Source organism: Arthrobacter monumenti (assembly GCF_054511255.1).
In genome coordinates this window covers 88,177-110,123 of sequence record NZ_JBTNCY010000002.1, presented here as the reverse complement: position 1 = coordinate 110,123, position 21,947 = coordinate 88,177, and the positions used below count along the sequence as shown (strand labels likewise).

General features: G+C 63.0%; 21 protein-coding genes and 1 riboswitch. Of the genes, 13 read left to right on the top strand and 8 right to left on the bottom strand.

Features of this window, described 5'->3' with window-relative positions; all coding sequences use genetic code 11:
• Positions 1 to 23: 23 nt before the first annotated feature.
• Together ACX80B_RS03390 and ACX80B_RS03385 are read left to right on the top strand one after the other, a co-directional pair.
• Positions 24 to 593, top strand: coding sequence for a DUF805 domain-containing protein (locus ACX80B_RS03390; protein WP_459293072.1), 570 nt, complete (start codon positions 24 to 26; stop codon positions 591 to 593).
• A 3-nt stretch (positions 594 to 596) separates the two neighbouring features.
• Complete coding sequence (locus ACX80B_RS03385) at positions 597 to 1,616, top strand: PHP domain-containing protein (RefSeq protein WP_459293070.1); 1,020 nt, start codon at positions 597 to 599, stop codon at positions 1,614 to 1,616.
• 3 nt (positions 1,617 to 1,619) lie between these two features.
• Here ACX80B_RS03385 and aceE read toward each other — a convergent pair whose 3' ends face one another.
• Complete coding sequence (gene aceE / locus ACX80B_RS03380) at positions 1,620 to 4,400, bottom strand: pyruvate dehydrogenase (acetyl-transferring), homodimeric type (protein WP_459293068.1); 2,781 nt, start codon at positions 4,398 to 4,400, stop codon at positions 1,620 to 1,622.
• Between the two features lie 141 nt (positions 4,401 to 4,541).
• Here aceE and ACX80B_RS03375 point away from each other — a divergent pair, with 141 nt between their 5' ends.
• A complete protein-coding gene (locus tag ACX80B_RS03375) occupies positions 4,542 to 5,306 on the top strand; it encodes an SDR family oxidoreductase (RefSeq protein WP_459293066.1) in 765 nt (254 codons plus the stop codon).
• On the opposite strand, the gene ACX80B_RS03370 is transcribed toward ACX80B_RS03375, so the two are convergent.
• Together ACX80B_RS03370 and ACX80B_RS03365 are read right to left on the bottom strand one after the other, a co-directional pair.
• On the bottom strand, positions 5,307 to 6,356 hold the full coding sequence (locus tag ACX80B_RS03370) for a zinc-dependent alcohol dehydrogenase family protein (protein ID WP_459293064.1): 1,050 nt from the start codon (positions 6,354 to 6,356) through the stop codon (positions 5,307 to 5,309).
• Position 6,357: 1 nt separating this feature from the next.
• A complete protein-coding gene (locus ACX80B_RS03365; protein WP_459293062.1) occupies positions 6,358 to 6,807 on the bottom strand; it encodes a DUF2269 family protein in 450 nt (149 codons plus the stop codon).
• A gap of 71 nt (positions 6,808 to 6,878) precedes the next feature.
• Here ACX80B_RS03365 and ACX80B_RS03360 point away from each other — a divergent pair, with 71 nt between their 5' ends.
• The 3 genes from ACX80B_RS03360 (at position 6,879) to ACX80B_RS03350 (ending at position 9,594) form a co-directional block, all read left to right on the top strand.
• On the top strand, positions 6,879 to 7,571 hold the full coding sequence (locus tag ACX80B_RS03360) for an SDR family oxidoreductase (RefSeq protein WP_459293060.1): 693 nt from the start codon (positions 6,879 to 6,881) through the stop codon (positions 7,569 to 7,571).
• Positions 7,572 to 7,734: 163 nt separating this feature from the next.
• Positions 7,735 to 8,085, top strand: a complete 351-nt coding sequence (locus ACX80B_RS03355) for a GNAT family N-acetyltransferase (RefSeq protein ID WP_459293058.1) — start codon at positions 7,735 to 7,737, stop codon at positions 8,083 to 8,085.
• Positions 8,086 to 8,211: 126 nt separating this feature from the next.
• Positions 8,212 to 9,594, top strand: a complete 1,383-nt coding sequence (locus ACX80B_RS03350; RefSeq protein WP_459293056.1) for an NAD-dependent succinate-semialdehyde dehydrogenase — start codon at positions 8,212 to 8,214, stop codon at positions 9,592 to 9,594.
• Between the two features lie 180 nt (positions 9,595 to 9,774).
• Here the strand turns inward: ACX80B_RS03350 and ACX80B_RS03345 are convergent, their stop codons facing one another.
• The 3 genes from ACX80B_RS03345 to rlmN form a co-directional block, all read right to left on the bottom strand.
• Positions 9,775 to 10,314: an OsmC family protein gene (locus tag ACX80B_RS03345; protein WP_459293054.1), complete on the bottom strand. Its 540-nt coding sequence runs from the start codon at positions 10,312 to 10,314 to the stop codon at positions 9,775 to 9,777.
• 35 nt (positions 10,315 to 10,349) lie between these two features.
• A riboswitch (SAM riboswitch) is annotated at positions 10,350 to 10,471 on the bottom strand.
• 184 nt (positions 10,472 to 10,655) lie between these two features.
• Positions 10,656 to 11,579, bottom strand: a complete 924-nt coding sequence (locus ACX80B_RS03340) for an EamA family transporter (RefSeq protein ID WP_459293052.1) — start codon at positions 11,577 to 11,579, stop codon at positions 10,656 to 10,658.
• The gene (rlmN, locus tag ACX80B_RS03335) at positions 11,576 to 12,787 is read right to left on the bottom strand and encodes a 23S rRNA (adenine(2503)-C(2))-methyltransferase RlmN (protein ID WP_459293050.1); all 1,212 of its coding nucleotides are present in this window, start codon (positions 12,785 to 12,787) and stop codon (positions 11,576 to 11,578) included. The genes ACX80B_RS03340 and rlmN overlap by 4 nt, the downstream gene beginning before the upstream one ends.
• A gap of 107 nt (positions 12,788 to 12,894) precedes the next feature.
• On the opposite strand from rlmN, the gene ACX80B_RS03330 reads away from it, so the two are divergent.
• Entirely contained in the window at positions 12,895 to 13,734 is an 840-nt protein-coding gene (locus tag ACX80B_RS03330; RefSeq protein WP_459293048.1) for a fumarylacetoacetate hydrolase family protein, read from the top strand.
• Positions 13,735 to 13,979: 245 nt separating this feature from the next.
• The gene (locus ACX80B_RS03325; RefSeq protein ID WP_459293046.1) at positions 13,980 to 14,729 is read left to right on the top strand and encodes a TSUP family transporter; all 750 of its coding nucleotides are present in this window, start codon (positions 13,980 to 13,982) and stop codon (positions 14,727 to 14,729) included.
• A 6-nt stretch (positions 14,730 to 14,735) separates the two neighbouring features.
• Here the strand turns inward: ACX80B_RS03325 and ACX80B_RS03320 are convergent, their stop codons facing one another.
• Complete coding sequence (locus ACX80B_RS03320; protein WP_459293044.1) at positions 14,736 to 15,548, bottom strand: hypothetical protein; 813 nt, start codon at positions 15,546 to 15,548, stop codon at positions 14,736 to 14,738.
• Between the two features lie 141 nt (positions 15,549 to 15,689).
• Here ACX80B_RS03320 and ACX80B_RS03315 point away from each other — a divergent pair, with 141 nt between their 5' ends.
• The 4 genes from ACX80B_RS03315 to ACX80B_RS03300 all read left to right on the top strand — a co-directional run bounded on the left by ACX80B_RS03315 (position 15,690) and on the right by ACX80B_RS03300 (position 20,082).
• Positions 15,690 to 17,498 (top strand): carbon starvation CstA family protein, encoded by a 1,809-nt coding sequence (locus tag ACX80B_RS03315; RefSeq protein ID WP_459293042.1) that lies wholly within the window; start codon positions 15,690 to 15,692, stop codon positions 17,496 to 17,498.
• 2 nt (positions 17,499 to 17,500) lie between these two features.
• Entirely contained in the window at positions 17,501 to 17,887 is a 387-nt protein-coding gene (locus ACX80B_RS03310) for a hypothetical protein (protein ID WP_459293040.1), read from the top strand.
• Between the two features lie 74 nt (positions 17,888 to 17,961).
• Positions 17,962 to 19,164, top strand: coding sequence for a thermonuclease family protein (locus tag ACX80B_RS03305; RefSeq protein ID WP_459293038.1), 1,203 nt, complete (start codon positions 17,962 to 17,964; stop codon positions 19,162 to 19,164).
• A gap of 150 nt (positions 19,165 to 19,314) precedes the next feature.
• Complete coding sequence (locus ACX80B_RS03300; protein WP_459293036.1) at positions 19,315 to 20,082, top strand: DUF6994 family protein; 768 nt, start codon at positions 19,315 to 19,317, stop codon at positions 20,080 to 20,082.
• 9 nt (positions 20,083 to 20,091) lie between these two features.
• Here ACX80B_RS03300 and ACX80B_RS03295 read toward each other — a convergent pair whose 3' ends face one another.
• Entirely contained in the window at positions 20,092 to 20,937 is an 846-nt protein-coding gene (locus ACX80B_RS03295) for an urea carboxylase-associated family protein (RefSeq protein WP_459293034.1), read from the bottom strand.
• A gap of 129 nt (positions 20,938 to 21,066) precedes the next feature.
• On the opposite strand from ACX80B_RS03295, the gene ACX80B_RS03290 reads away from it, so the two are divergent.
• The gene (locus ACX80B_RS03290) at positions 21,067 to 21,840 is read left to right on the top strand and encodes a LamB/YcsF family protein (RefSeq protein ID WP_459293032.1); all 774 of its coding nucleotides are present in this window, start codon (positions 21,067 to 21,069) and stop codon (positions 21,838 to 21,840) included.
• Positions 21,841 to 21,947: the final 107 nt, after the last annotated feature.

Genomic DNA, 21,947 nt, shown 5'->3' with positions numbered 1-21,947 from the left:
TTCTTACTAGTGACAGGACTCCCGTGACCTACCCCAGCATGTACCCCTCGTATGGCTATCCGGTTGACGCTCCATTGGACCAACCGCAGTATGGTGCCTCATTTGGCGCCTCCATCAAGCGCTTCTTCAAGAAGTACGCCACATTCTCCGGGCGGGCCAGCCGGAGCGAATACTGGTGGGCTTTCCTGTTCAACGCCATCGTGGTCACGGTCCTCTACATCGCCGCCCTCGCGCTCGCCTTCACCAGCGTCGACCCGGTCACGGGAGAACCAGGGGCGGCGTTCATCGCCCCCTTGGTGTTGCTCTCCATCTATAGCCTTGCCGTGATCCTCCCCAACATCGCCGTCACTGTGCGGCGCCTGCACGACGCCAACTTCAGCGGATTTCTCTTCCTGCTTTCGTTCATCCCATTCGTCGGCGGATTAGTCGTCCTGGTGCTCACGGTGATGCCGGCCAACCCTGAGGGCGCGAGGTTTGACGAGCATCCGCCCCAGCATCCCGGACAACACCCAGGTCAGTACCCCGGGCAGTACCCCGGCCAGCAGCCGCAGGGCTACACACAAACCGGTTACCCAGGCCAGCCAGGCGCTTGATCCATGGATCCCGTCGACGCCCTCAACGAGATCGCCTTTTGGCTGGAGCGGGAACTCGCCCCGACTTTCAAGGTCCAGGCCTTCCGCCGGGCGGCCGAAACCATTAGCGGACTGGACCGGGACGAGTTGGCGAACCGGGCGCTGGACGGCCGGCTGAAGAAGACGAAAGGGATCGGCGCCCGCTCCTTTGAGGTCATCGCCCAGGCACTCGAGGGCGGCATCCCGGAGTACCTGGTCAACCTGCGGGAGCGCTCCTCAACTTCCTTGGCCGACGGCGGAGGAGAGTTGCGTGCGGCGTTCCGGGGCGATTTGCACTGCCACAGCAACTGGTCCGACGGCGGCAGTCCGGTTGAGCTGATGGTGGAGGCCGCGCGGTCGCTGGGCCATGAATACTTGGCCATGACGGACCACTCCCCCAATCTCAAAATCGCCAATGGCCTCAGCGCAGAGCGGCTGACCGAGCAACTCGGGCTGGTGGAAAGCATCAACAACGACGGCGATGACTCTTTCCGCCTGCTGACCGGCATCGAGGTGGACATCCTCGAAGACGGCACGCTCGACCAAAGCGACGAGATGCTCGACCGGCTCGAGATCGTCGTCGCAAGTGTGCACTCAAAACTCCGGGCGGACCGGCGCACCATGACCAAACGCATGCTGGGTGGCATCCACGATCCGCACACCAACGTTCTCGGCCACTGCACCGGGCGGTTGGTACAGGGATCGAGGGGTCAGCGCCCGCAATCCGAGTTCGACGCCGCCCGGGTTTTCCAGGCCTGCGCCGAGAACAATGTCGCGGTGGAAATCAACTCCCGGCCGGAGCGGCAGGATCCGCCGGACGACCTCATTCAGATGGCCCTCGATGCAGGTTGCCTCTTCAGCGTCGACAGCGATGCCCACGCGCCGGGCCAGCTCGACTTCCTGCAGTACGGTGCACAGCGGGCCGAACAGAACGGCGTGCCGGCCGAGCGCATTATCACCACATGGCCGCTCGAGCGGCTGCTGGATTGGACCAGCAGCCGCTGAAGATCAGCCCTCGCCGCCCGGATTGCCGCTGGTACCGGCGTTGACGTCGAGCAGCTGGTACTTGTCGATCGCTTCCTTCGGGACGTTCGCATCCACCTCTCCGGAACGCACCAGCATTTCCAGCGTGCGGACCACAATGGAGTGGCTGTCGATCTTGAAGAACCGCCGGGCAGCCGCGCGGGTGTCCGAGAATCCGAACCCGTCGGCGCCGAGGGTGGCAAATTCATTCGGCACGAACTGACGGATCTGATCCGGTACAGCCTTCATGAAGTCGGAGACTGCCACGATGGGACCGGCTGCACCCTCCAGCTGCTTGGTCACGAACGGCGTGCGCGCCCCCGAAGCGGGATCCAGGAAGGCTTCCTCCTCCGCAGCGAGCCCGTCCCGGCGCAGTTCATTCCAGGAGGTTACTGACCAGACATCGGCGGCGACGCCCCAGTGGTCGGCCAGCAGCTTCTGCGCTTCGAGCGCCCACGGAACGGAGACACCGGATGCCAGGATCTGCGCCTTCGGACCGGCGATCTGCCCGGATGCACCCTGCAGTTTGTAGATACCACCGAGCACGCCTTGGACGTCCAGGTCCTCCGGCAGTTTCGGCTGGAGGATCGGTTCGTTGTAGACGGTGATGTAGTACATCAGGTTCCGGTCATCGGAGTCCGGGCCATACATCCGCTCCAGCCCGTCCCGCATAATCAGGCCAAGCTCGTAGCCGTAGGCAGGATCATAAGTGACGACGGCGGGGTTGGTGGAAGCGAGCAGTGGCGACTGTCCGTCCGCGTGCTGCAGGCCCTCACCGGTCAGCGTGGTCCGGCCCGCCGTCGCACCAATAATGAACCCGCGGGTGAGCTGGTCCGCGGCGGCCCAGAAGGAGTCGCCGGTGCGCTGGAAGCCGAACATCGAGTAGAACACGTAAATAGGGATCAGCGGTTCGCCGTGCGTGGCGTAGGACGTTCCCGCGGCGGTAAAGGCAGCCACCGATCCGGCCTCGTTAATGCCTGCATGCAGGATCTGGCCCTGCTCGGACTCCTTGTAGGCCAGCATCAGTTCGCGGTCCACCGACAGGTAGTTCTGTCCGCTCGGATTGTAGATTTTCGCCGTCGGGAAGAAGGCGTCCATCCCAAAGGTCCTGGATTCGTCCGGCACGATGGGAACTACCCGGCGTCCGAACTCTTTATCCCGCATCAGGTCTTTCAGCAACCGCACGAATGCCATCGTGGTCGCGGCCTGCTGCTTACCCGAACCACGCCATGCCATCTCGTAGGCCTTCGCCTCTGGCAGGTGTATTTCCGATTTCTCCACCTTCCCCTGCGGCGTTGGGTGCTGGCCCATTTCGCGGCGTTCGGGGACGAAGCCGCCGAGTTTTTCGCGGCGTTCCATCAGGTATTTGATCTCGGGGGAGTCTTCGCCGGGGTGGTAGTACGGGGGCAGTTTCGGGTTTTCTTCCAGCTTCGCGTCATCGATCGGGATCCGCAGGTGATCGCGGAAGTCCTTCAGGTCATCGATGGTCAGCTTCTTCATCTGGTGCGTGGCGTTGCGGCCCTCGAAATTCGTGCCGAGCCCGTAACCCTTCACGGTCTTGGCCAGGATCACGGTCGGCTTGCCGGTGGACTCGGTCGCGGCCTTGTACGCGGCGTATACCTTGCGGTAGTCATGCCCGCCGCGCTTGAGCCCCCACACCTGCTCATCATCCATATCCGCGACCATCTCCTTCGTCTGCGGAGACTTCCCGAAGAAATGCTCCCGCACGAACGCACCGGATTCGGCCTTATACGTCTGATAATCCCCATCCGGGGTCGAATTCATGATGTCCACCAGGGCACCGTCGTCGTCCTTGCCGAGCAGTTCGTCCCATTCCCGGCCCCAGACAACTTTGATCACGTTCCAGCCGGCGCCGCGGAAGAATGCCTCCAACTCCTGCATGATCTTCCCGTTACCGCGGACCGGACCATCCAGGCGCTGCAGGTTGCAGTTCACCACAAACGTCAGGTTGTCGAGTTTCTCATTGGCTGCCAGCTGCAACAGGCCACGCGATTCGGGCTCGTCCATCTCCCCGTCGCCGAGGAACGCCCACACATGCTGCTCGGACGTGTCTTTGAAACCGCGGTTCTGCAGGTACCGGTTCGACTGCGCCTGATAAATCGCGTTCATCGGCCCGATTCCCATCGACACCGTCGGGAACTCCCAAAAATGCGGCATCGACCGCGGATGCGGATACGAGGACAACCCATGCGGGGCAGCGGACTTCTCCTGCCGGAACCCGTCCAGATCCTCCTCTGACAACCGCCCCTCCAAAAACGCCCTGGCGTACATGCCAGGGGAGGCGTGGCCCTGGAAGAACACCTGATCCCCGCCACCGGGATGATCCTTGCCCCGGAAGAAATGATTCAACCCCACCTCATACAAGGTCGCCGCCCCCGCATAGGTGGAAATATGGCCGCCGACGGCGATATCGGGACGCTGCGCCCGGTGCACCATCACCGCAGCATTCCACCGCAACCACGCACGATACTTCCGCTCGACCTCCTCATCCCCCGGGAAGGCAGGCTCCTGATCCGAGGGAATCGTGTTCACATAATCAGTGGTCGTCACCATCGGCACACCAACACTGTGTGAACCGGCACGCTGCAACAACGAACGCATAATATACTGCGCCCGCTCCGTCCCCTGCCCCTTAATCAACTGATCAAGAGACTCAATCCACTCAGCCGTCTCCTCAGGATCACGATCAGGCAATTGCCCGGTCAAACCGCTTAGAATGTGCGTCATATCTTGTTCTGCAGCCATGCCAAACCTCTCCCACCCGGCAGCCGATGTCTGCGGGATCCTAACTGAATGCGATTTTCATAATCCGGAAGTACTTTTCCATTATGATAAACCCCAGTGAACTGTCCCACAAAAGATATGTCAATCACAACGAGGAGTTTCATGCCAGCGTCCACCGACCAATCCCCCAAAACCGCGGTCATCACCGGAGCAGGATCAGGAATCGGCCAGGCAACCGCACGTTGCTTTCTCGACGCCGGCTACACCGTGGTGCTGGCAGGACGGCGCCGGGAGCCGCTGGAAGAAACGGCCGACGGCCACCCCCGCGCACATGTGGTCCCCACTGACACAACCCGGCCCGACGACGTCGAACGCCTCTTTGAATACGTCCGGTCAGAATTCGGCCACCTTAATATTCTGTTCAATAACGCCGGCACCTTTGGCCCCGCCGGTGCAGTCGACGAGATTCCGCTGGACGAGTGGGAACAGACTGTCGCGGTGAACCTGACCGGGTCGATGATGTGCGCAGCGGGGTCCGTGCGGTTGATGAAAAGCCAGGACCCGCAGGGCGGACGGATCATCAATAACGGCTCCATTGCCGCCCACGCTCCCCGGCCGCTTTCCGCCGCGTACACCACCACAAAGCACGCCATCACCGGGCTGACTAAATCGATCGACCTGGACGGCCGCCCCTACGGCATTACCTGCGGCCAGATCGACATCGGCAACGCCGCCACCGCACTGATGGAGAACATCGGCAGCGGCACCGGTGCATTGCAGCCTGACGGCACCCGCAGGACCGAGCCCACCTTCCCGGTGGAAGAGGCCGCCGGAGCGGTGCTCTACATGGCCCAGTTGCCGCCGTCGGCGTCCGTTGGTTCCATGGTGATTACCGCCAGCGGCATGCCTTTCATCGGCCGGGGGTAGTCAAACCTTCACTCCTACGTCGATAACCGTGACGCCTTCGCTCGCACTTCCGTCCGCCATGCCAGCCAGCGCGTCCGGCACTTCGGCCAGGGTGATGCGCCTGTCGATCAGCGTTTCCGGACGGAGCGCGCCGGACGCAACAAGTTCCAACATTCCGGCGTAGGCACTGGCCGGCATCCCGTGGCTGCCCAGGATCGCCAGCTCCTTCGCGATAACGGCGGACATAGGGATGACGGGCTCGCCGGGGAAGAGCCCGATTTGCACGTGGCGCCCGCGCGGCTTCAACGACAGTATTCCTGCTGCCGCCGTTTCAGCCCGGCCGAGCGCATCGACCGAGACGCTGACGCCGTCGGGAACGATGCCGTGAACCGCCGCTACAAGGCCGTCCTGTCCCTTCCCGGCAGAGTTCACCGTGTGCTGCACGCCAAGCGCGCGTGCGCGTTCCAGGGACTGTTCGTTGATGTCCACGGCGATAACCTGCGAACCGAGTGCCAGCCCGATCATCGCCGCACTCAACCCAACACCGCCGCAGCCCACGATCAGGAGCCACTCACCACTCTTCAGGTCCGCCTGATGCACCAGTCCCCGGTACGCCGTCGCAAAGCGGCAGCCAAGGAGCGCTGCCGCACCGCCGTCGAGCTCCTCCGGCACCAAGATGAGGTTGTTGTCCGCGTCGTGCAAGGCAACGAGTTCGGCGTAGGAACCCCAATGCGTGAATCCCGGCTGGGTTTGGTTCCGGCAGACCTGGCCGTTGCCGGTCAGGCATTCCGGACACCGGCCGCATGCGCAGATGAACGGTGTGGTTATCCGCTGCCCCACCTGGAAGTTCTGCACCTGCGCGCCGACGGAGTCGATCACGCCCACCAGTTCATGGCCCGGAACATGCGGGGTGACTATTCCGTCATCGTGTCCCAGCCAGCCATGTACGTCGCTGCGGCATAAGCCGGTGGTTTCAACACGCACGACGACGCCGCCAGGACTTGGCACCGGATCCGGAACTTCCCGGAGTGTGGGCTTTTCAGCGAACCGGTCAAAGCAAACAGCCCGCATCCTATGGCTTCCACACCATCAGCACGACAACGACCGCCAGGAGCACGGCGGACATTCCCGACGTCGCTGCAATCCGTCCATAACCCATCGGCTTTTCGCCGCCGGCCGGCAACCCGCCGTAGCCAATCGGAAGTTCCTCGGCAGCCCGGCGCATGGTCGGCACGACAACGAATAGATTCAGCATCAGCGCAATGCCGTATACGAGGATCGAGATCAGAATCCACGGCGTCGTTATCGACAGGGCGCCACCGCTCATACCCATAATGGCGAAGCCGAAGAACACTACGATCAGCGACAGCAGGCTGAAGGTCGAGGTCGACTTGGCCAACGATGCCACCTGCCCGCCGCTTTTAGCCCGCAACGCACGCATCGCCGTCATCGGCAGGATCGCCATAGGACCAATCAGAAACACCGCCGTCACCACATGCAGAATGCTGAATAGGATCTCCATAACGGTAGGTTACGCTCCCCGCCCAGGCTCTGCTCAAGATGTCGAAAATGGTCAACGCTAGGATATTCAGCATGACTGAACGACCCGTTGCCCTCATTACCGGCGCTTCGCGTGGAATCGGATTCGCGATTGCCTCCGAACTCGCATCCACCCACCATCTGCTGCTCGGCGGGCGGGACGCGGAGCGGCTGGCAGCTCTGGCGCAGGACTTCCCGTCGGCGGCTCCCTTCGCTGCCGATCTGCGGGACGCCGTCGAAACAGAACGGGCCGTCTCCGGGATCGACAAGCTTGACGTGTTGGTGCATTCGGCTGGAATTCTGAAGATGGGGACCGTTGCGGAACTGAGCGCCGAGGACTGGCGGGAAAGTTTCGAAGTCAACGTCTTCGCCGTTGCGGGCCTTACCCGGTTGTTGCTGCCTGCCTTACGGGCCGCCGGCGGCCAGGTTGTGGCGATCAATTCCGGTTCCGGCTACTCCTCCGGTGCCGGCTCCGCCGTCTACAGTGGTACGAAATTCGCATTGCGTGCCTTCACTGATGCTCTGCGGCAGGAGGAGCGGAGCAACGGCGTCCGGGTCTGTTCCATCCATCCCGGACGTGTTGCCACGGATATGCAGCAGGAACTGCACGACTGGGAGGGCAAGGAGTACAAGTCGGAAGCCTGGATCCAGCCGGACCAGGTCGCCAAAGCCGTGCGCCTCGCCGTCGACACCACTGCCGAATCCGCCGTCGAGTCGCTGAACATCCGCCCCTCCGGAATGGTTTAGCTCCGCCTGCGGCCAATCCATACTCCGGACGACGTCGAATACCTATTAACCGGCCAGGGCATCTAGCCTTCCGGCGACATGGGAATAGGACCTCCCGATCTGATCTGCAAGTTCCAGCAGCAGGTCGAGGCGTTCCTCGGCGATAGCGAAGACGTCCGGAGACATGCACGAAAACGAAGAGAAAACCCCACTAAAGGTTCACGACCACCGAACGGCGTCCAAGTTCGTCCTCTACGAAGACGGGGACGTGGCAGGCTTTGTGCAGTACCAAATGGACGGCGCCGAGATCTCCTTATTGTCCACCGAGATTTCGGATGATTTCCAGGACCGCGGACTTACCACGAAGCTTTTCGACAACATCCTGGCGAATCTGCACCGGCGGCGTTTGGCGGTGTTGCCGCTCTGCCCCGACATCAGAGCGTTCATCTACCAAAATCCGCATTACCACGGCCTCGTACCTGAGGAGCAACGCAAGCGCTTCGGACTTTTCCGGCCCACCGACTCGCTCTCCTGAGGGACTTGGAGGACGAACGTGCTCTGAAGGCAGTGGCTGTGCAGCGCCGTTCGCCTGCACCATGTTGTGACTGATCAGAAGATCGTCTTACCGTAGAACAAGATCCACTATGAAAGCGAGACTTCCATGACCCAGTACGCCGTAACAAACCCAGCCACCGGTGAGGTGCTCGAGACCTACCCCACCGCCACCGACGAGCAGATCCAGCGGGCCATTGCCAGCGCCGATTCCGCGTTCGAGAAGTGGAAGCGCAGCCCGATCCAGGACCGCGTGGAGCTGTTGAACCGGGTCGCAGACATCTACGCCGAGCGCCGCGACGAGCTGGCCTCCATCATCACCCGTGAGATGGGCAAGCCGGTCAAGCAGGCGCAGGGCGAGATCGACATCGTCATCTCCATCTACCGCTACTACGCGGATAACGGCCCCTCCTACCTGGAGGACGAGGAGCTGAATGTTGTCTCTGGCGGGACCGCCGTCGTCGTCAAGGAAGGACTTGGCGCCCTGCTCGGCATCATGCCGTGGAACTTCCCGTACTATCAGGTGGCGCGGTTCGCCGGGCCCAACCTGATGAACGGCAACACCATTATCCTCAAGCACGCCCCGCAGTGCCCGGAATCGGCGCTCGCCATGGAGCAGATCTTCATCGACGCCGGTGCCCCCGAGGGTGCGTACGTGAACGTCTTTGCCAGCAACGACCAGGCGGCGGACATCATCGCCGACCCGCGCGTGCAGGGCGTCTCGCTCACCGGTTCCGAGCGTGCCGGTGCTGCAGTGGCGGAGGTCGCCGGGCGGAACCTGAAGAAGGTTGTGCTCGAACTCGGCGGGTCCGACCCGTTCCTGGTGCTGGACTCGGCCGACCCGAAGAAGGCGGCGAAGCTGGCGATGATCGGGCGCTTCGGCAACACCGGGCAGGCCTGCAACGCCGCGAAGCGGATCATTGTGGACGAGAAGATCTACGACGAGTTCGCCGAACAGTTCACCAACGCCGTCAGCGGCATCGCCGTCGGGGACCCGTCCGAGGACTCCACCTTCGTCGGTCCGCTGTCGTCCGTGGCAGCCCGTGACGGACTGGCCGCCCAGGTCCAGGACGCCATCGACAAGGGCGCCACAGTCCTGGCTGGCGGTGAGCCCATTGAGCGCGACGGCGCCTGGTACCAGCCGACGATCCTGACCGGTGTCACCAAGGAAATGCGTGCCTACACCGAGGAGCTGTTCGGCCCCGTCGCCGTGCTGTACAAGGTGTCCGGGCCGGAGGAGGCCGTGGAGATGGCCAACAACACCGCCTACGGGCTCAGCGCCTCCGTGCAGACCGCCGATCCGGAGCAGGCCAAGGAAATTGCGTCCCGGCTGGAGACCGGAATGGTCTTCATCAACGAACCGGCCGGCACCGCTGCCGAGCTGCCATTTGGCGGCGTGAAGCGTTCCGGCATTGGCCGCGAGCTCGGCAAGTACGGCATGGATGAGTTCGTGAACAAGAAGATGGTGAAGACGGCGGCGAAAAAGAAGTAGCGCCCCGCCCCGCGAAGTATCGCCCGACCCGCGAAGTATCGCCCGACCCGGGAGGGAGCGCCCGAACCGCGACCTTACCCGCGAGGTAGCGGTCGACCCGTGAAATAGTTCCTCGCAACCCGCTACCTCGGCGGGGGAGGGGCTATTTCGGCGTCAGGGCGGGCTCGGATGCCACCGAACCTAGACCTTGACGACCTCGCTCGTCACCGGCGTCGGGTTGCTGAGCAGGTCCAGCACCGGGCAGTGCGCATCGACGGCCTGGCGCAGTTCATCGTACCGTTCGGCCGATTCCGGGCCGCTGATGTTGATCTTCAACCGGACTTCGCTGAAGCCCGGACGTACGGCGTCGTCCTTGCCGAAGATTCCCCGCACGTCCAGATCCCCCTCGGCTTCGATGTCGACCCCATCCACTGTGATGCCGAGCTGGTGCCCGTACAACCGGTAGACCACAACCTGGCAGGAGATCAACGCGCCCAAGGCAACTTCCACCGGGCTCGCCGCTTCGTCATCGCCGGCCAGTCCCGCCGGCTCATCGACGAGAAATTCGTGTTTCCCTGCGCTGATCCGGGTGGCAACCGATCCCACCGCTTCGCCGCTGGCCGTGTAGGTCAGCTTCGCGTTGGAGGCATCGTCGGAAATCCGGCGGTCCCAGAAGTCACCGGCCTCATTCAGCCGGTCTGCGCGGTAAGTGGTTAGGTCTTGAACTGCGGTCTCAGTCATGAGTCCCTCTCGTGTCGTGGCGCATGCCAGGCACGTCGCCATACTTACGCCTCCCGTTTCATCACCGGGCCGGCGTCGAATCGTCACCTGGGGCACCCCGCTACAGCGAGAGGGTTGCCGCCCGACCAGCCAGGGCTTACGGTCGGGACTCTTGATTCTGTTTCGATTCTGCGCGCTCAACGGCGGCGAATTCAACCGGGCGGAGTAACAAAAGGCAACATGGATAACGACGACGGCGGCCGCGCCAAGTGCCCGGACAAGCCGCGTCGCTCGTCAAATTTCCAGATACGCCCGCCGGGGAAGGAATTTAGGCCGGCCCTAGTGACTTACGCACTGTCCCGCTACCCGCCGTCGTCGTCCCGTCCCTGAACTGCTGCAAATTTGGCGGCTGCACGGTTGGTCCGCCAGATCACAAAGGCGCCGGAAGCAGCCACCATCACGATCCCGACGTACGCCGTGGCGGACAGGCTTTGCCCCATCAGCAACGCACCCACCAGCGCGCCGGTCACAGGGTCAATGCTGAACAGCACGCCAACCGTCGCGGCAGAGGTCAGTTGCGCCGCGAACACATCCATGGAGAAGGTGAAAGCCACTCCGAGCAGTCCGCTCAGCGCCAGCAGTCCCCAGTCGGGCGCATCCACGAGCGGGATCTGCGGGACGGAAAAAGGCAGTAGTACGACGGCGGCGACAGACACCGACAGCGCCAACCCCTTGAGCCCGGAGCTGGCTTCCGATGCCGTGCCGATGCGCGCCGACATGACGGTATAGATGGCGAATGCGGCAGCTGCACCCAGCCCGAACAGGTACCCCAGCGCGTCGAAGTTGGCCGCGGGGCCGGCAATTAGCGCCACTCCCACCAGCGCGACGAGCGCAAACATGCCATCCCGGAGCCGGCGCGCTGCGAGCATCGCCACACTGAAGGCACCGAGGAATTCCAGTGTCACCGCGACGCCGAGCGGCAGCCGGCTCAGCGCCAGGTAGAAGAAGACGTTCATTGCCGCCATCGCTATGCCGAAGACCAGGATGCCACTCCAGTCAGCTTTACCCAGGGCGCGGAGATTGGGCCGGGTAATGGCCAGCAGTACGACGGCGGCTATGACCATCCGCAGCCCGGAGACGGCCATTGTGCTGTAGGAGTCGAACAGCGAAAACGACACCATGGATGAAATCTGGATGCCGAGCGATCCCAGCAGCACCGCGAGAGCGGCGATGAGTCCGGTGGACCGGTGCCCCAAACGGGCACGTACGTCCCCGGCCGTTATCATTCGGCCGCGGCGAGCTGCCCGCAGGCGCCGTCGATCTCCTCACCGCGAGTATCGCGCAGCGTGGTCGGGATGCCGGCGGCGATCAACCGGTCGATGAATTCCTGCGCCACGTCTTTCTCCGAAGCCGTCCAGATTGAACCGGGCGTCGGGTTCAGCGGGATCGGGTTCACGTGCACCCAGCCGCGGCCGCGCTTGTTGAGCTTCTTCGCCAGCAGGTCGGCGCGCCAGGCGTGGTCGTTCATATCCTTGATCAAGGCATACTCGATGGAGACCCTGCGTCCGGTGGTGCGGTAGTAGTTGTACGCGGCGTCGATCGCCTCGTCGACCTTCCAGCGGCTGTTGACCGGGATGAGCTCGTCGCGCAACTCGTCGTCCGGAGCATGCAGGGACAGTGCGAACGTGACGGGCAGTTCCTCGGCGGCCAGCTTGTTGATTGCCGGCACGAGTCCCACCGTGGAGATGGTGATGTTCCGCGCGGACATGCCCAGCCCCAGCGGAGCAGGGTCGACCATCCGGCGTACGGCGGTCAGCACGCGCTTGTAGTTGGCCAGCGGTTCGCCCATTCCCATGAAAACGATATTGGTGACCCGCTCGGCGTCGTGCCCGCCGTCGCGGCGCAGCCCACCAAGATCACCGTCGGCGATGGCACGGTTGGCAGCGACAATCTGGTCCACGATTTCCGCGGACGACATATTCCGCGTCAGCCCAGCCTGACCGGTCGCACAGAACGGGCAGTTCATCCCGCAGCCGCACTGCGACGATACGCACAGGGTGATCCGGCCGGGATAACGCATCAACACGGACTCAACCAGGGCGCCGTCGAACAACCGCCAGAGGAACTTGATCGTGTCGCCGTTGTCGGTGGTGAGTTTCTTGACCTGGGTCAGCAGCGGCGGGAACATTGCCGAGGCCAGCTCGTCCCGGCCCTGCAGCGGCAGGTCAGTCATGTGGGCCGGGTCGGTGGTGTAGTGATTGAAGTAATGCGTCGACAGCTGCTTCGCGCGGAACGCGGGGTAGCCCAGCTCGGCAACCTTTGCCTGGCGTTCGGCCATGGTCATGTCCGCCAAGTGCGCGGAAGGCTGCTTCACCCGCGGCGACTTGAACTGCAATTCGGGACGGCCGTCAGGAGCTACGGCCTGCTCCCAGCCCTCGGCGGCAGGGCGGACTTGGGGGCGCGCTTCGGAAGCGGGGGTATTTATGGTAGACATCGCCGTCCATTCTCCCATGACCCGGCCATTATCACATTGTCGGGGTGGACTGGGCGTTGGCAACCCGAACCATAGGTCCCATCACCCTCATGTGATTCGATAGCTCCATGAAACTTGCCACCCTTCGCCGCCCGGCCAACGCAGCTGAGACCTATGCCGCCGTCGTCTCCGGCAACGAAACCGCAGAACTTACCGGATTTGCCGACGTCGGTGCTTTCCTGGCTGCCCCGGCCGCGGTCCGCGATGAAGCCGCCGCATCCGCCAAACCGTCCGGCGATATTGCCGACGCCTCCTTCGCCACACTGATAACGCAACCGTCCAAGGTGTTCTGCATCGGCCTGAACTACCGCAACCACATTCTGGAGACCGGCAACGAGCTGCCCGAGTACCCGACGGTTTTCACCAAGTTTGCGGACTCACTGACCGGCGCCAACGACGACATTGAAATCCCGGACGAGGAACACCGGATCGATTGGGAAGGCGAACTGGCCATCGTGATCGGCAAGGGCGGACGCCGGATTTCCGAGGACAATGCCCCCACCGCCATCGCCGGATACGCCGTATCGAATGACATCTCCATGCGCGGTTGGCAGAGCCGGACCTCGGAGTGGACCCAGGGAAAGTGCTGGGAGGCTTCCACTCCGGTTGGCCCGTATCTGGTGACCCCGGACGAGTTCGACGACGGCGCTACCATCACCACGAAGGTCAACGGCGAGGTGGTGCAGCAGGATTCCACCGGCGACCTCGTTTTCGGCACGGCCGCGCTGGTCTCGTACCTCTCCACCATGGTGACGCTGCGTCCGGGCGACTTGATCCTCACGGGAACGCCGGCGGGTGTGGCGTTGGGGCGCCGAAACGAGCAGGGCCGGCATCCCTGGTTGAAGGCCGGGGACGTAGTGGAAACGGAAATCGCCGGTCTGGGCGCGCAGCGGAACACGTTCGTCTGACGCGACACGGCCGCAGACCGGCAACACTTCTTCACTGATCGACACGGCCGCAGGCCGGCAGAACGCCTTTACCTAAAACCAAGGATGCCGAGACCAGAATTGCGAGGTAGCGGGTTTCCGTTCAAGTAGCCCGTTGCAACGCCCTACCTCACGGCTAACCCCCTACCCCGGTAAATCCGGCGGAAGCGCTTAGACTCGAACCCGATGGCACAACTCCACTCCCCGCTCACAAGTCGGGAGAACCCATGACAACCGGAATCGTGATCGCCGCTGTCGTTGCCATCCTGTTCGGTTCGACGCTCCAGCGCCTCTCCGGGACGGGTGTGGGGCTGGTGGTGGCCCCAGTGCTGGCACTGCTCATGGGCCCAGCCCTCGGCGTCTTCGTAACGAATTCGACGACGGTTGTCTCCGGTTTCCTGATCATGCTGGCTGTTATCAAGGACGTGAACTGGAAGCGTTACCTCATCTTCATGCCCATGGCGCTACTCGGTGCGATTCCGGCTGCGTTTATGGTGCGCGAACTCGAAGCGGCATGGCTGAACATTGTCATCGGGTCGGTGGTGCTCATTTCACTGGCGCTGACATTCGGTACGCCGACGGTTCCCCACATCCAGTCCCACGCCCTGACCGGAGTGACCGGCATCGTCGGCGGTTTCCTCAACACCAGCGCCGGCGTTGCCGCACCGGCCATGGTGATGTATTCGAAGTTCTCCCGCTGGGATCAACGATCCTTTGCGGCGACCATGCAGCCAACGTTCATGACGATGGGCATCTTTTCGGTGAGCACGAAGTTGGCGGTTGGTGCCACCACAATCGATCAACTGCCGCCGTGGTGGTTGTTCCCGATCATCGTGATCACCGTGGTCGGCGGTATTCGGATCGGCGCGTGGCTGGCGCGGAAAATCTCCATGGACGCCGCGCGCAAAGTGGCCATCACGCTGGCCGGGATAGGCGGTGCGGTGACCGTCGTCCGTGGCATGCTGATGTTGGCGTAATTTTCCCTACGCCAAACGACGCTCCGCACGGGCGATTCCTTTGCGGCAGGCACGGCCGAACGCCTGCTGTTGACGCATCCGCTGCCAGACTGACGGGACCTGCCCAAGACCAACGTTCGACGGCGCTTCGGTCACCTCGAGGTGGCTGCCGGTCGACGTCCCCCGGTACACCCAGCTCGACCATTGCGCCAGATCTGGAAAGGACGCGTCCTGTCCCAGCAGGATCGCCGGACCTGGCGGAAGTTGCCGGTCTTCGACAGGAGTCAGCGGAATCGAACCAGACACCTCCCCGACGGGAACTCTGACCAGATGGGTTTCGATCCGGTCGTCGGCCCTGACGCCCAAGAGGTATTCACGGTCGCCGTTGACATCCGGCGTGGAGCCGCTTCGCGCCGGCATGGGCCGCGCCGCATCGACGTCGAGCCTGACTATCAGCCGCGGCAGGTACCACCAGTGTTCGCGCCGCAAAAGGAATGAGTCCGCAAAGATCCGTGCCGGCGGATACCGCCGGAGCTCCTGTTCCAACAGGTTTTCCGCAAAAGTGTCACCGTCCACATCCTCGACGAGAGTCGGCCTCCCGATCAGCGCCGCCGGCGTAAACGTCGTGCTGGTCGAGCGGATATCGGTGAAGGTCAGGGCTACTTGCGGGGCGGCTGCGATGCTCCGGGCCCGGTCCTCCCGGTCGTAGGTGAAAGCCAGAGCCGGCTGCTTGTCCCACAGCAAGGCCACTGCACCACAGCCTTGGAGCCTTCCGAGGGAATCAAGCCATACGACGTCGGCCAGTGACGAACCATGGACAGCACGGGTGACGATATCCATGCGCTCCTCTCCGTGCTCTACAGGGTCCGGTTCAACGTATCAGTACTGGAAGGCAAGCTTGCTTAGCGTGCTACTATGGCCGCATATTCGCCCTGAGCGAAATGACCGGCATCGAGCGAAGCTACGTCAAGGGAGACCGACATGCCAGCTGGGGTAATCATTGCAATCGTAGGCGTGCTTTTCTGGCTTGGTTACCGTTTTTACGCCAGCTACCTCGCGAAACATACCTACGCACTGGACGCGAACTTCGTCACTCCAGCCCACGAGCTTTCCGATGGGATCGACTTCGTTCCCACGAACAAGCATGTCTTGTTCGGCCACCACTTCACCTCCGTGGCGGGCGCCGCGCCTATCGTCGGCCCGGCGATTGCCGTCTTCTGGGGCTGGGGACCGGCCCTGGCCTGGATCGTTCTGGGCACCATCTTCGCCGCCGGCACACACGACATGGGTTCATTGGTGGTTTCGGTCCGCCATAAGGCCCGCAATATCGGCACCATTGCCCAGGACATCATCAGCCGCCGTGCCCGCACGCTGTTCCTGATCATCATCTTCTTCCTCTTGACCTTGGTCAACGCCGTGTTCGCTGTGGTCATTGGGAACCTGTTCGTGGCCAATCCCGGCGCGGTGATCCCGATCTTCCTGCAGATCCCGGTCGCGATCTTCATCGGGCAGTACATCTACCGCACGAAATCCGCGGCCTTGGTTCCCTCCCTGATCGGCCTGGTCATCCTGTATTTCCTGATCTGGGTGGGACAGATGGTCCCGGTGGACATCACCCCTTGGGCGGAAGCGATCGGCATGGAGCCGCGGAACCTGTGGGTGATCATCATGTTCGCCTACACCTTCATTGCCTCCAGGATCCCGGTCTGGATGCTGCTGCAGCCGCGTGACTACATCAACTCGCACCAGCTCTTCGTCGCGCTGCTGATCATCGCGGCGGGCGTGCTGGTCGGCTGGGAAACAATCGTCGCTCCGGCCTTCAACGACGTTCCTGAAGGGTCGCCGTCGATCTTCCCGTTCCTGTTCATCACCATTGCCTGTGGCGCCATTTCCGGCTTCCATTCCCTTGTATCTTCGGGAACGACGGCGAAACAGCTCAACAAGGACACGGATGCCAAACACGTCGGCTATGGCGGCGCTCTCGGCGAGGGCAGTCTCGCCGTCGGAGCCGTACTGGCAGCGACCGCCGGCGCCGCCTCCACCCGCGCGGACTGGGATGCGCTCTACGCAGATTTCGCCACCGCTTCCGGTGGTGGCGTCGGAAACTTCGTCAGCGGCATCGCCGCCTTCGCCAACAACCTCGGCGTTCCGCTCGAGCTCGGCGCAGTGTTCGCCGCGGTGGTTGTCATTGCTTTCGCGGCAACCACCATGGACACCGGCGTCCGGCTGCAGCGTTATGTAGTGCAGGAAATCGCCGAACTGGCCGGCTGGAAGAAACTGTCGCGCAACCTGACGCTCGCAAGCCTGGTAGCCGTCGCTGTTCCGATGGCGATGGCGCTGCTCCCGGGCGGCGGCGAAGACGGCTACACCTTCGGCGTCCTCTGGCAGCTGTTCGGTACGACCAACCAGCTCACCGCCGGCCTCGCCCTGTCGGTGATCGCGGTGTGGGTCACCCGCAGCGGACGCCGCAGCTGGCCGGTCATCATTCCGTTGATCTTCCTGCTGATCATGACCACTTGGGCTCTGGTAGTGAATCTGATGAACTTCATCGCCGCCGGACAGTGGGTGCTGGCACCGCTCGATGTGATCATCTTCGGCCTGGCCATGTGGCTCATCGTTGAAGCAGCGCTGGCCCTTCGCGGTGCACGCCGTGGAGTGCCGGCCCCCGGAGACGCCGGGCATGGCGTGGACGCAACAGGCGCGGCGGGCGTCGGCGTCAGCAAGGACAGCGACGCCGTCACCAAGGCCAACGCCCCTGAGGCCAGGGGCGACGACCCCGACAGGCGGTAGCCATGATCCAGGTTGTCCTCGTCCGCCCGTGGCGCGATGCCACCGCGGGCGGAGGTTGCTGCAGCGCCGGTCCGGAAAGTATCGGCCTGGACAACAACCCGCACGCCGCCCACCGGACCGGGGACGTGTTCGCGCAGACCTACCGCCTGCTCCGGGAGCAGCTTCCCGGCGTCGACGTTCAAATGGTTTCCTCCAATAATTCGGTGTATTTGCTGCCAACGTCCTATCGTGCGGCCCGCCGGCAGCATGGACGATTACGGTCGATCCGCCGGGCGGCCCTGTCCACCACGGCGGGCGCGGTGCTCGTGGACGGGAAGGTTATCGGCGATGTCGAATCGTTGGGACCGGAGGCCGTGCTGGAAAAAGTTGTCACATCCGTAACATTGTGACGGCATAATCCGCAAAACCGACCGCTAGAATAGCTTCATTACTCGTAGCTAAATATCCATTGTTGGGGGCAACAGTGAACAAACCTTCCATCCTCCTGCCCGGCGGCCGGTCCGCCAAGAGCTGGGCGATCAGTATCGTCGCAGTGCTGGCGGTCGCGCTGTCCGGCTGCGCCGACGCACCAGGTGCCGTAGCCGGCAGCGTCGTGCGCGTCGTCGACGGCGACACAATTGTGGTCAACGTCGATTCAGAGGAACAAACCGTTCGGCTGCTCAACGTGGATACGCCCGAGACCAAGCATCCGGACAAGCCCGTCGAATGCCTCGGACTTGAAGCCACCAGCTACCTTGAAGAGACCCTCCCACCCGGCACCACAGTGGGACTGGATTTCGACGTCGAACGTGTGGACCAATACGGCAGGACTCTGGCCGCCGTCTTCACAGAGGACGAAACGCTCGTCAACGCTGAGATTGCCCGGCAGGGATTGGGTGTTGCCGTCCTCTTCGAGCCGAATGACAAGTACTACGGTGCGGTCAAGGATGCGCAGGCCGAAGCGCAGACTCAGCAGCGCGGTTTCTACGACGCCGGCGAGGAATGCACGGTTCCCGCGGCAGTTGATCAGGCCGTTCAAGACCTGACCGAAGCTATCGAAGCTTCGGTCGGTGTGACCTCTGAATCCGCCGCCGCGGCCGCGACGGCATTGGTCGCTGCGTTGGCTGCCGCCGAATCATTGGACGCCGCGTTCAATGCGGGGAAGGGCAGCGCGCACTGGGCCGCCATCACCGGAGAGCAGGCAGCAGCATTGAGCGGTGCCCTGATCACGACCATCTCCAGCGGGAAAGACCGGCTCGCCGTCGTCCAAGCCGAGGTCGACCGGCTGGAACAGGCCGAGGCGGAAGCTGCGGCAGCAAAGCAGGCCGAACAGGAACGCAAGGCCGCCGAGGCCAAGGCCGAAAAAGAGCGCAAGGCCGCCGCCGCAGCGCAGAAAGCCGCGGAGGCGGAGGCTGAGCGGCTCCGGAACCTTGAACCCTCGCCCGCGCCATATGAAGGTCCGGAGTATGGTCCCTTCGTGCCGTACGTTCCACCGCAGCCTCCGGCCGACGTCCACGTTCCGTACGTACCGCCAGTTCCAGCTCCGGGCACTGCGCCTGTGCCTGCTCCGGCTCCTGCGCCTGCTCCTGCTCCGGCGCCTGAGCAGGGCGTCCAGAATCCCTACCCGGGCTACACCGGTCCGCGCTGCTACGCGCCGGGCGGTCAGACCTGGAAGCCCTGCCCTTAAGAACAGGCCCGACGGCGAAGGGGTGAAGCTGGTGATCTCGCAGCTTCACCCCTTCCACGTATCGAGGATGCTGTCAAGAACGTTTGACCGTAATCAAATAAGAACGATGAATCCGTCTCAAAAACTTTGAAGCGCGCATACACTTCCACCATGCGCACCTTCGACACTTCATTCGACTACAAAACTGATACCCCTGCTAAAACCAGGCCCGATGCCGACAGAGACAGTCAGAGGCTTCGATCTGACCATGAGCTCCTGTGGACCAAAGAATTGCGCTCGGGCGTCCTTTTCGCGCCGAAGGTGCCGACCGAACCGCGGGAACGTCGAGGGAACTACCTCATCTTCACCGACGCCTCGGAGGCGAGGCATTGCTACGGCAGTGACGCCATCACCAGCTCCTACAGCAGATGGTTACGGCCGAAGGCTCTGGTCCACGCCATCGGCTCGCTGAGCGAGGACCAGCGGTCCCTCTACCTGAATCCGCCGTACACCATTGGCAGTTCGATGATTTGGCCCGTCCGGTCGAAGGACCGACCCACTATGAACACGGCACGAGGGCTCCGTGGGCGTATTGCTGACCGCATGGACCTCACCCTTGAGTGCATCCGGCGTCATTATGCAGGAGAGTCCGAGAGTCCCCTCGCCGATGTCATAAATGCCTACGCGGATTTCTATGCGCTCTTCGACGGGTTCATGGAGTTCGTGGAGTTCTTCCACCTGCAAGACCTCGTGACGCCGGACTACGACGCGGTTGAGTTTTACGTTCCGTTCGACAACTTCAAGCGTTCCGGGACACCGGCCACAATCGAGGAATACGTGACATACCGGGAGACAACGCTGAAGTTCATCGAGAAACGGCAGCGTCGGATGGCCGAATGGGTCATGGAGCACCACCCCGAGATTGAGGTTCGCCAGTAGCGCCTTCGCTTAGGAGTCGCCCCACTGGGGTGAACGGAGGCCGTGCGCACTCGCATAAGCCGCCCGCTGGGCGGGCTGCCAGCCGTTCAGCAGCTCCGCCTTCGGACGGTAAACCTCAATGCCGAGCGGATGGCAAACATCGATGGGATCACGCGCGTCCGGGCCCCACATCGGCACGGACAAGTCCCCGCCGGGGCAGGTGGACAGGGCGCAGAGAATGTCCGTCTCGGCGAAGAATTCGAAGTAATCGCCCTTCTTCGCCGGGCAGGTCTTCATGAAGTAGCGGTCTTCTTCGTTGAGACCGGTGCATTGGAAGACGTTCAGGACATCGTGCACGTCGAACTCAGTCAGCCCGTAGGGCAGTACGGCGCGGGTGAGGTTCGAGTGGCAGTGGAAGTCGAAATCCTCCCCGGTCAACATCCGGTTCACGTACGGATCGCAGCGGGTGCCCAGCAGATCATGGACCCTGCCGCCTTCTTCGTCGCGGCCATAGTCGGACAGGCTGTCGCCGGTAATAGTGACCAGTGGCCGCAGGAATGGCAGGGTGGACCACAGCCTGTCGTAGGTGCTCACGTGCGCCGCCTGCAACTGATGCGTCCGCGCCGCCCACATCCGCTCCCGGGGATCATGCCTGTTCCAGATATTCAGGTCGGCAACCTGCGCGCCTTCAATCGTCACGATCCGGCAGAGGTACCCGGCTGGCACTTCCCAGGCGCGGCCCGAGCGGATCGGGATGACGAACGAGTCGACTAGCTCATGCTCATCGAAGTTTTCGCCGAACTTCCGGTAGAACTCCCGATCGACGTCGAGGGCACCCCCAGGGCTTGCCTGGTATGCGGCTGCGGTTAAACTCATGCCGTTCACGGCCTTTCTGTATGAGGAGTTACAGATCTATGGCTGGCGGGTCTGGTTACACACTATTGAAGGTTCCACGCCGGATACGGCATGCTGGAAAGAAACAACGTCACAGGGATGAGAGTCACCATGGCCGGAACAGATGGCATCAGTATTGACCTGAACAGCGACGTTGGAGAATCCTTCGGGCGCTGGCAGCTTGGCGACGACGCCGCGATTTTCAAGTCTGTCTCCAGCGCTAATGTGGCCTGCGGTTTCCACGCCGGCGACCCCGCCTGGATCAGCGCCACCTGCCGGGATGCCCTCGACGCCGGAGTGACCGTCGGCGCCCATCCCGCCTACCGCGATCTGCAGGGTTTCGGCCGGCGGTTCATCGACGTAGCCCCCAAAGAATTGACCGACGACGTCGTCTACCAGATCGGCGCGCTGCAGGCCCTCGCGAGCCGGGCCGGCACGGCGGTCAAGTACGTGAAACCGCACGGCGCCCTCTACAACACCATCGTCCACCACACCGAGCAGGCCCAGGCCGTGGTCGACGCCGTCAAGGCAGTCGATCCCTCACTGCCCCTGATGGTGCTTCCCAATTCCGAGGTGTTGCGGCTGGCGGACAAGGCCGGACTCCGCACCGTGCAGGAAGCCTTCGCCGACCGCGCCTACAACCCGGACGGAACACTGGTCTCGCGACGCCAGGAGGGTGCCGTCCTGCACGACACTGCCGACGTCGTCGAACATGTGATGCGCGTGGCCACCGAGTCGAAGATCAAGACCATCGACGGCACACTGATCGATGTCCATGCCGACAGCATCTGCCTGCACGGGGACTCCCCCGGCGCCGTCGAAATGTCCGCCGCCGTGCGTGGTGCACTGGACGAAGCCGGCATCACCGTCAAGTCCTTCGTCTGACCCAAGTCAGTGCAAATCAACGACGACGGCGGGACGCCGGGTTCAGGCTCAGGCTCAGGCTCAGGCTCAGGCGATTCTGCCCGGAACTTCGCAATCCGGGCGGTCGG

What these genes read in the sequence shown, in the direction of transcription:
- ACX80B_RS03360 (WP_459293060.1), top strand. Translation starts at nt 6,879, where the DNA reads ATGACTGAACGACCCGTTGCCCTCATTACCGGCGCTTCGCGTGGAATC.
- ACX80B_RS03385 (WP_459293070.1), top strand. Translation starts at nt 597, where the DNA reads ATGGATCCCGTCGACGCCCTCAACGAGATCGCCTTTTGGCTGGAGCGG.
- ACX80B_RS03325 (WP_459293046.1), top strand. Translation starts at nt 13,980, where the DNA reads ATGACAACCGGAATCGTGATCGCCGCTGTCGTTGCCATCCTGTTCGGT.
- ACX80B_RS03340 (WP_459293052.1), bottom strand. Translation starts at nt 11,579, where the DNA reads ATGATAACGGCCGGGGACGTACGTGCCCGTTTGGGGCACCGGTCCACC.
- ACX80B_RS03345 (WP_459293054.1), bottom strand. Translation starts at nt 10,314, where the DNA reads ATGACTGAGACCGCAGTTCAAGACCTAACCACTTACCGCGCAGACCGG.
- ACX80B_RS03370 (WP_459293064.1), bottom strand. Translation starts at nt 6,356, where the DNA reads ATGCGGGCTGTTTGCTTTGACCGGTTCGCTGAAAAGCCCACACTCCGG.
- ACX80B_RS03320 (WP_459293044.1), bottom strand. Translation starts at nt 15,548, where the DNA reads ATGGATATCGTCACCCGTGCTGTCCATGGTTCGTCACTGGCCGACGTC.
- ACX80B_RS03295 (WP_459293034.1), bottom strand. Translation starts at nt 20,937, where the DNA reads ATGAGTTTAACCGCAGCCGCATACCAGGCAAGCCCTGGGGGTGCCCTC.
- aceE (WP_459293068.1), bottom strand. Translation starts at nt 4,400, where the DNA reads ATGGCTGCAGAACAAGATATGACGCACATTCTAAGCGGTTTGACCGGG.
- ACX80B_RS03330 (WP_459293048.1), top strand. Translation starts at nt 12,895, where the DNA reads ATGAAACTTGCCACCCTTCGCCGCCCGGCCAACGCAGCTGAGACCTAT.
- rlmN (WP_459293050.1), bottom strand. Translation starts at nt 12,787, where the DNA reads ATGTCTACCATAAATACCCCCGCTTCCGAAGCGCGCCCCCAAGTCCGC.
- ACX80B_RS03350 (WP_459293056.1), top strand. Translation starts at nt 8,212, where the DNA reads ATGACCCAGTACGCCGTAACAAACCCAGCCACCGGTGAGGTGCTCGAG.
- ACX80B_RS03375 (WP_459293066.1), top strand. Translation starts at nt 4,542, where the DNA reads ATGCCAGCGTCCACCGACCAATCCCCCAAAACCGCGGTCATCACCGGA.
- ACX80B_RS03315 (WP_459293042.1), top strand. Translation starts at nt 15,690, where the DNA reads ATGCCAGCTGGGGTAATCATTGCAATCGTAGGCGTGCTTTTCTGGCTT.
- ACX80B_RS03355 (WP_459293058.1), top strand. Translation starts at nt 7,735, where the DNA reads ATGCACGAAAACGAAGAGAAAACCCCACTAAAGGTTCACGACCACCGA.
- ACX80B_RS03365 (WP_459293062.1), bottom strand. Translation starts at nt 6,807, where the DNA reads ATGGAGATCCTATTCAGCATTCTGCATGTGGTGACGGCGGTGTTTCTG.
- ACX80B_RS03310 (WP_459293040.1), top strand. Translation starts at nt 17,501, where the DNA reads ATGATCCAGGTTGTCCTCGTCCGCCCGTGGCGCGATGCCACCGCGGGC.
- ACX80B_RS03300 (WP_459293036.1), top strand. Translation starts at nt 19,315, where the DNA reads ATGCGCACCTTCGACACTTCATTCGACTACAAAACTGATACCCCTGCT.
- ACX80B_RS03290 (WP_459293032.1), top strand. Translation starts at nt 21,067, where the DNA reads ATGGCCGGAACAGATGGCATCAGTATTGACCTGAACAGCGACGTTGGA.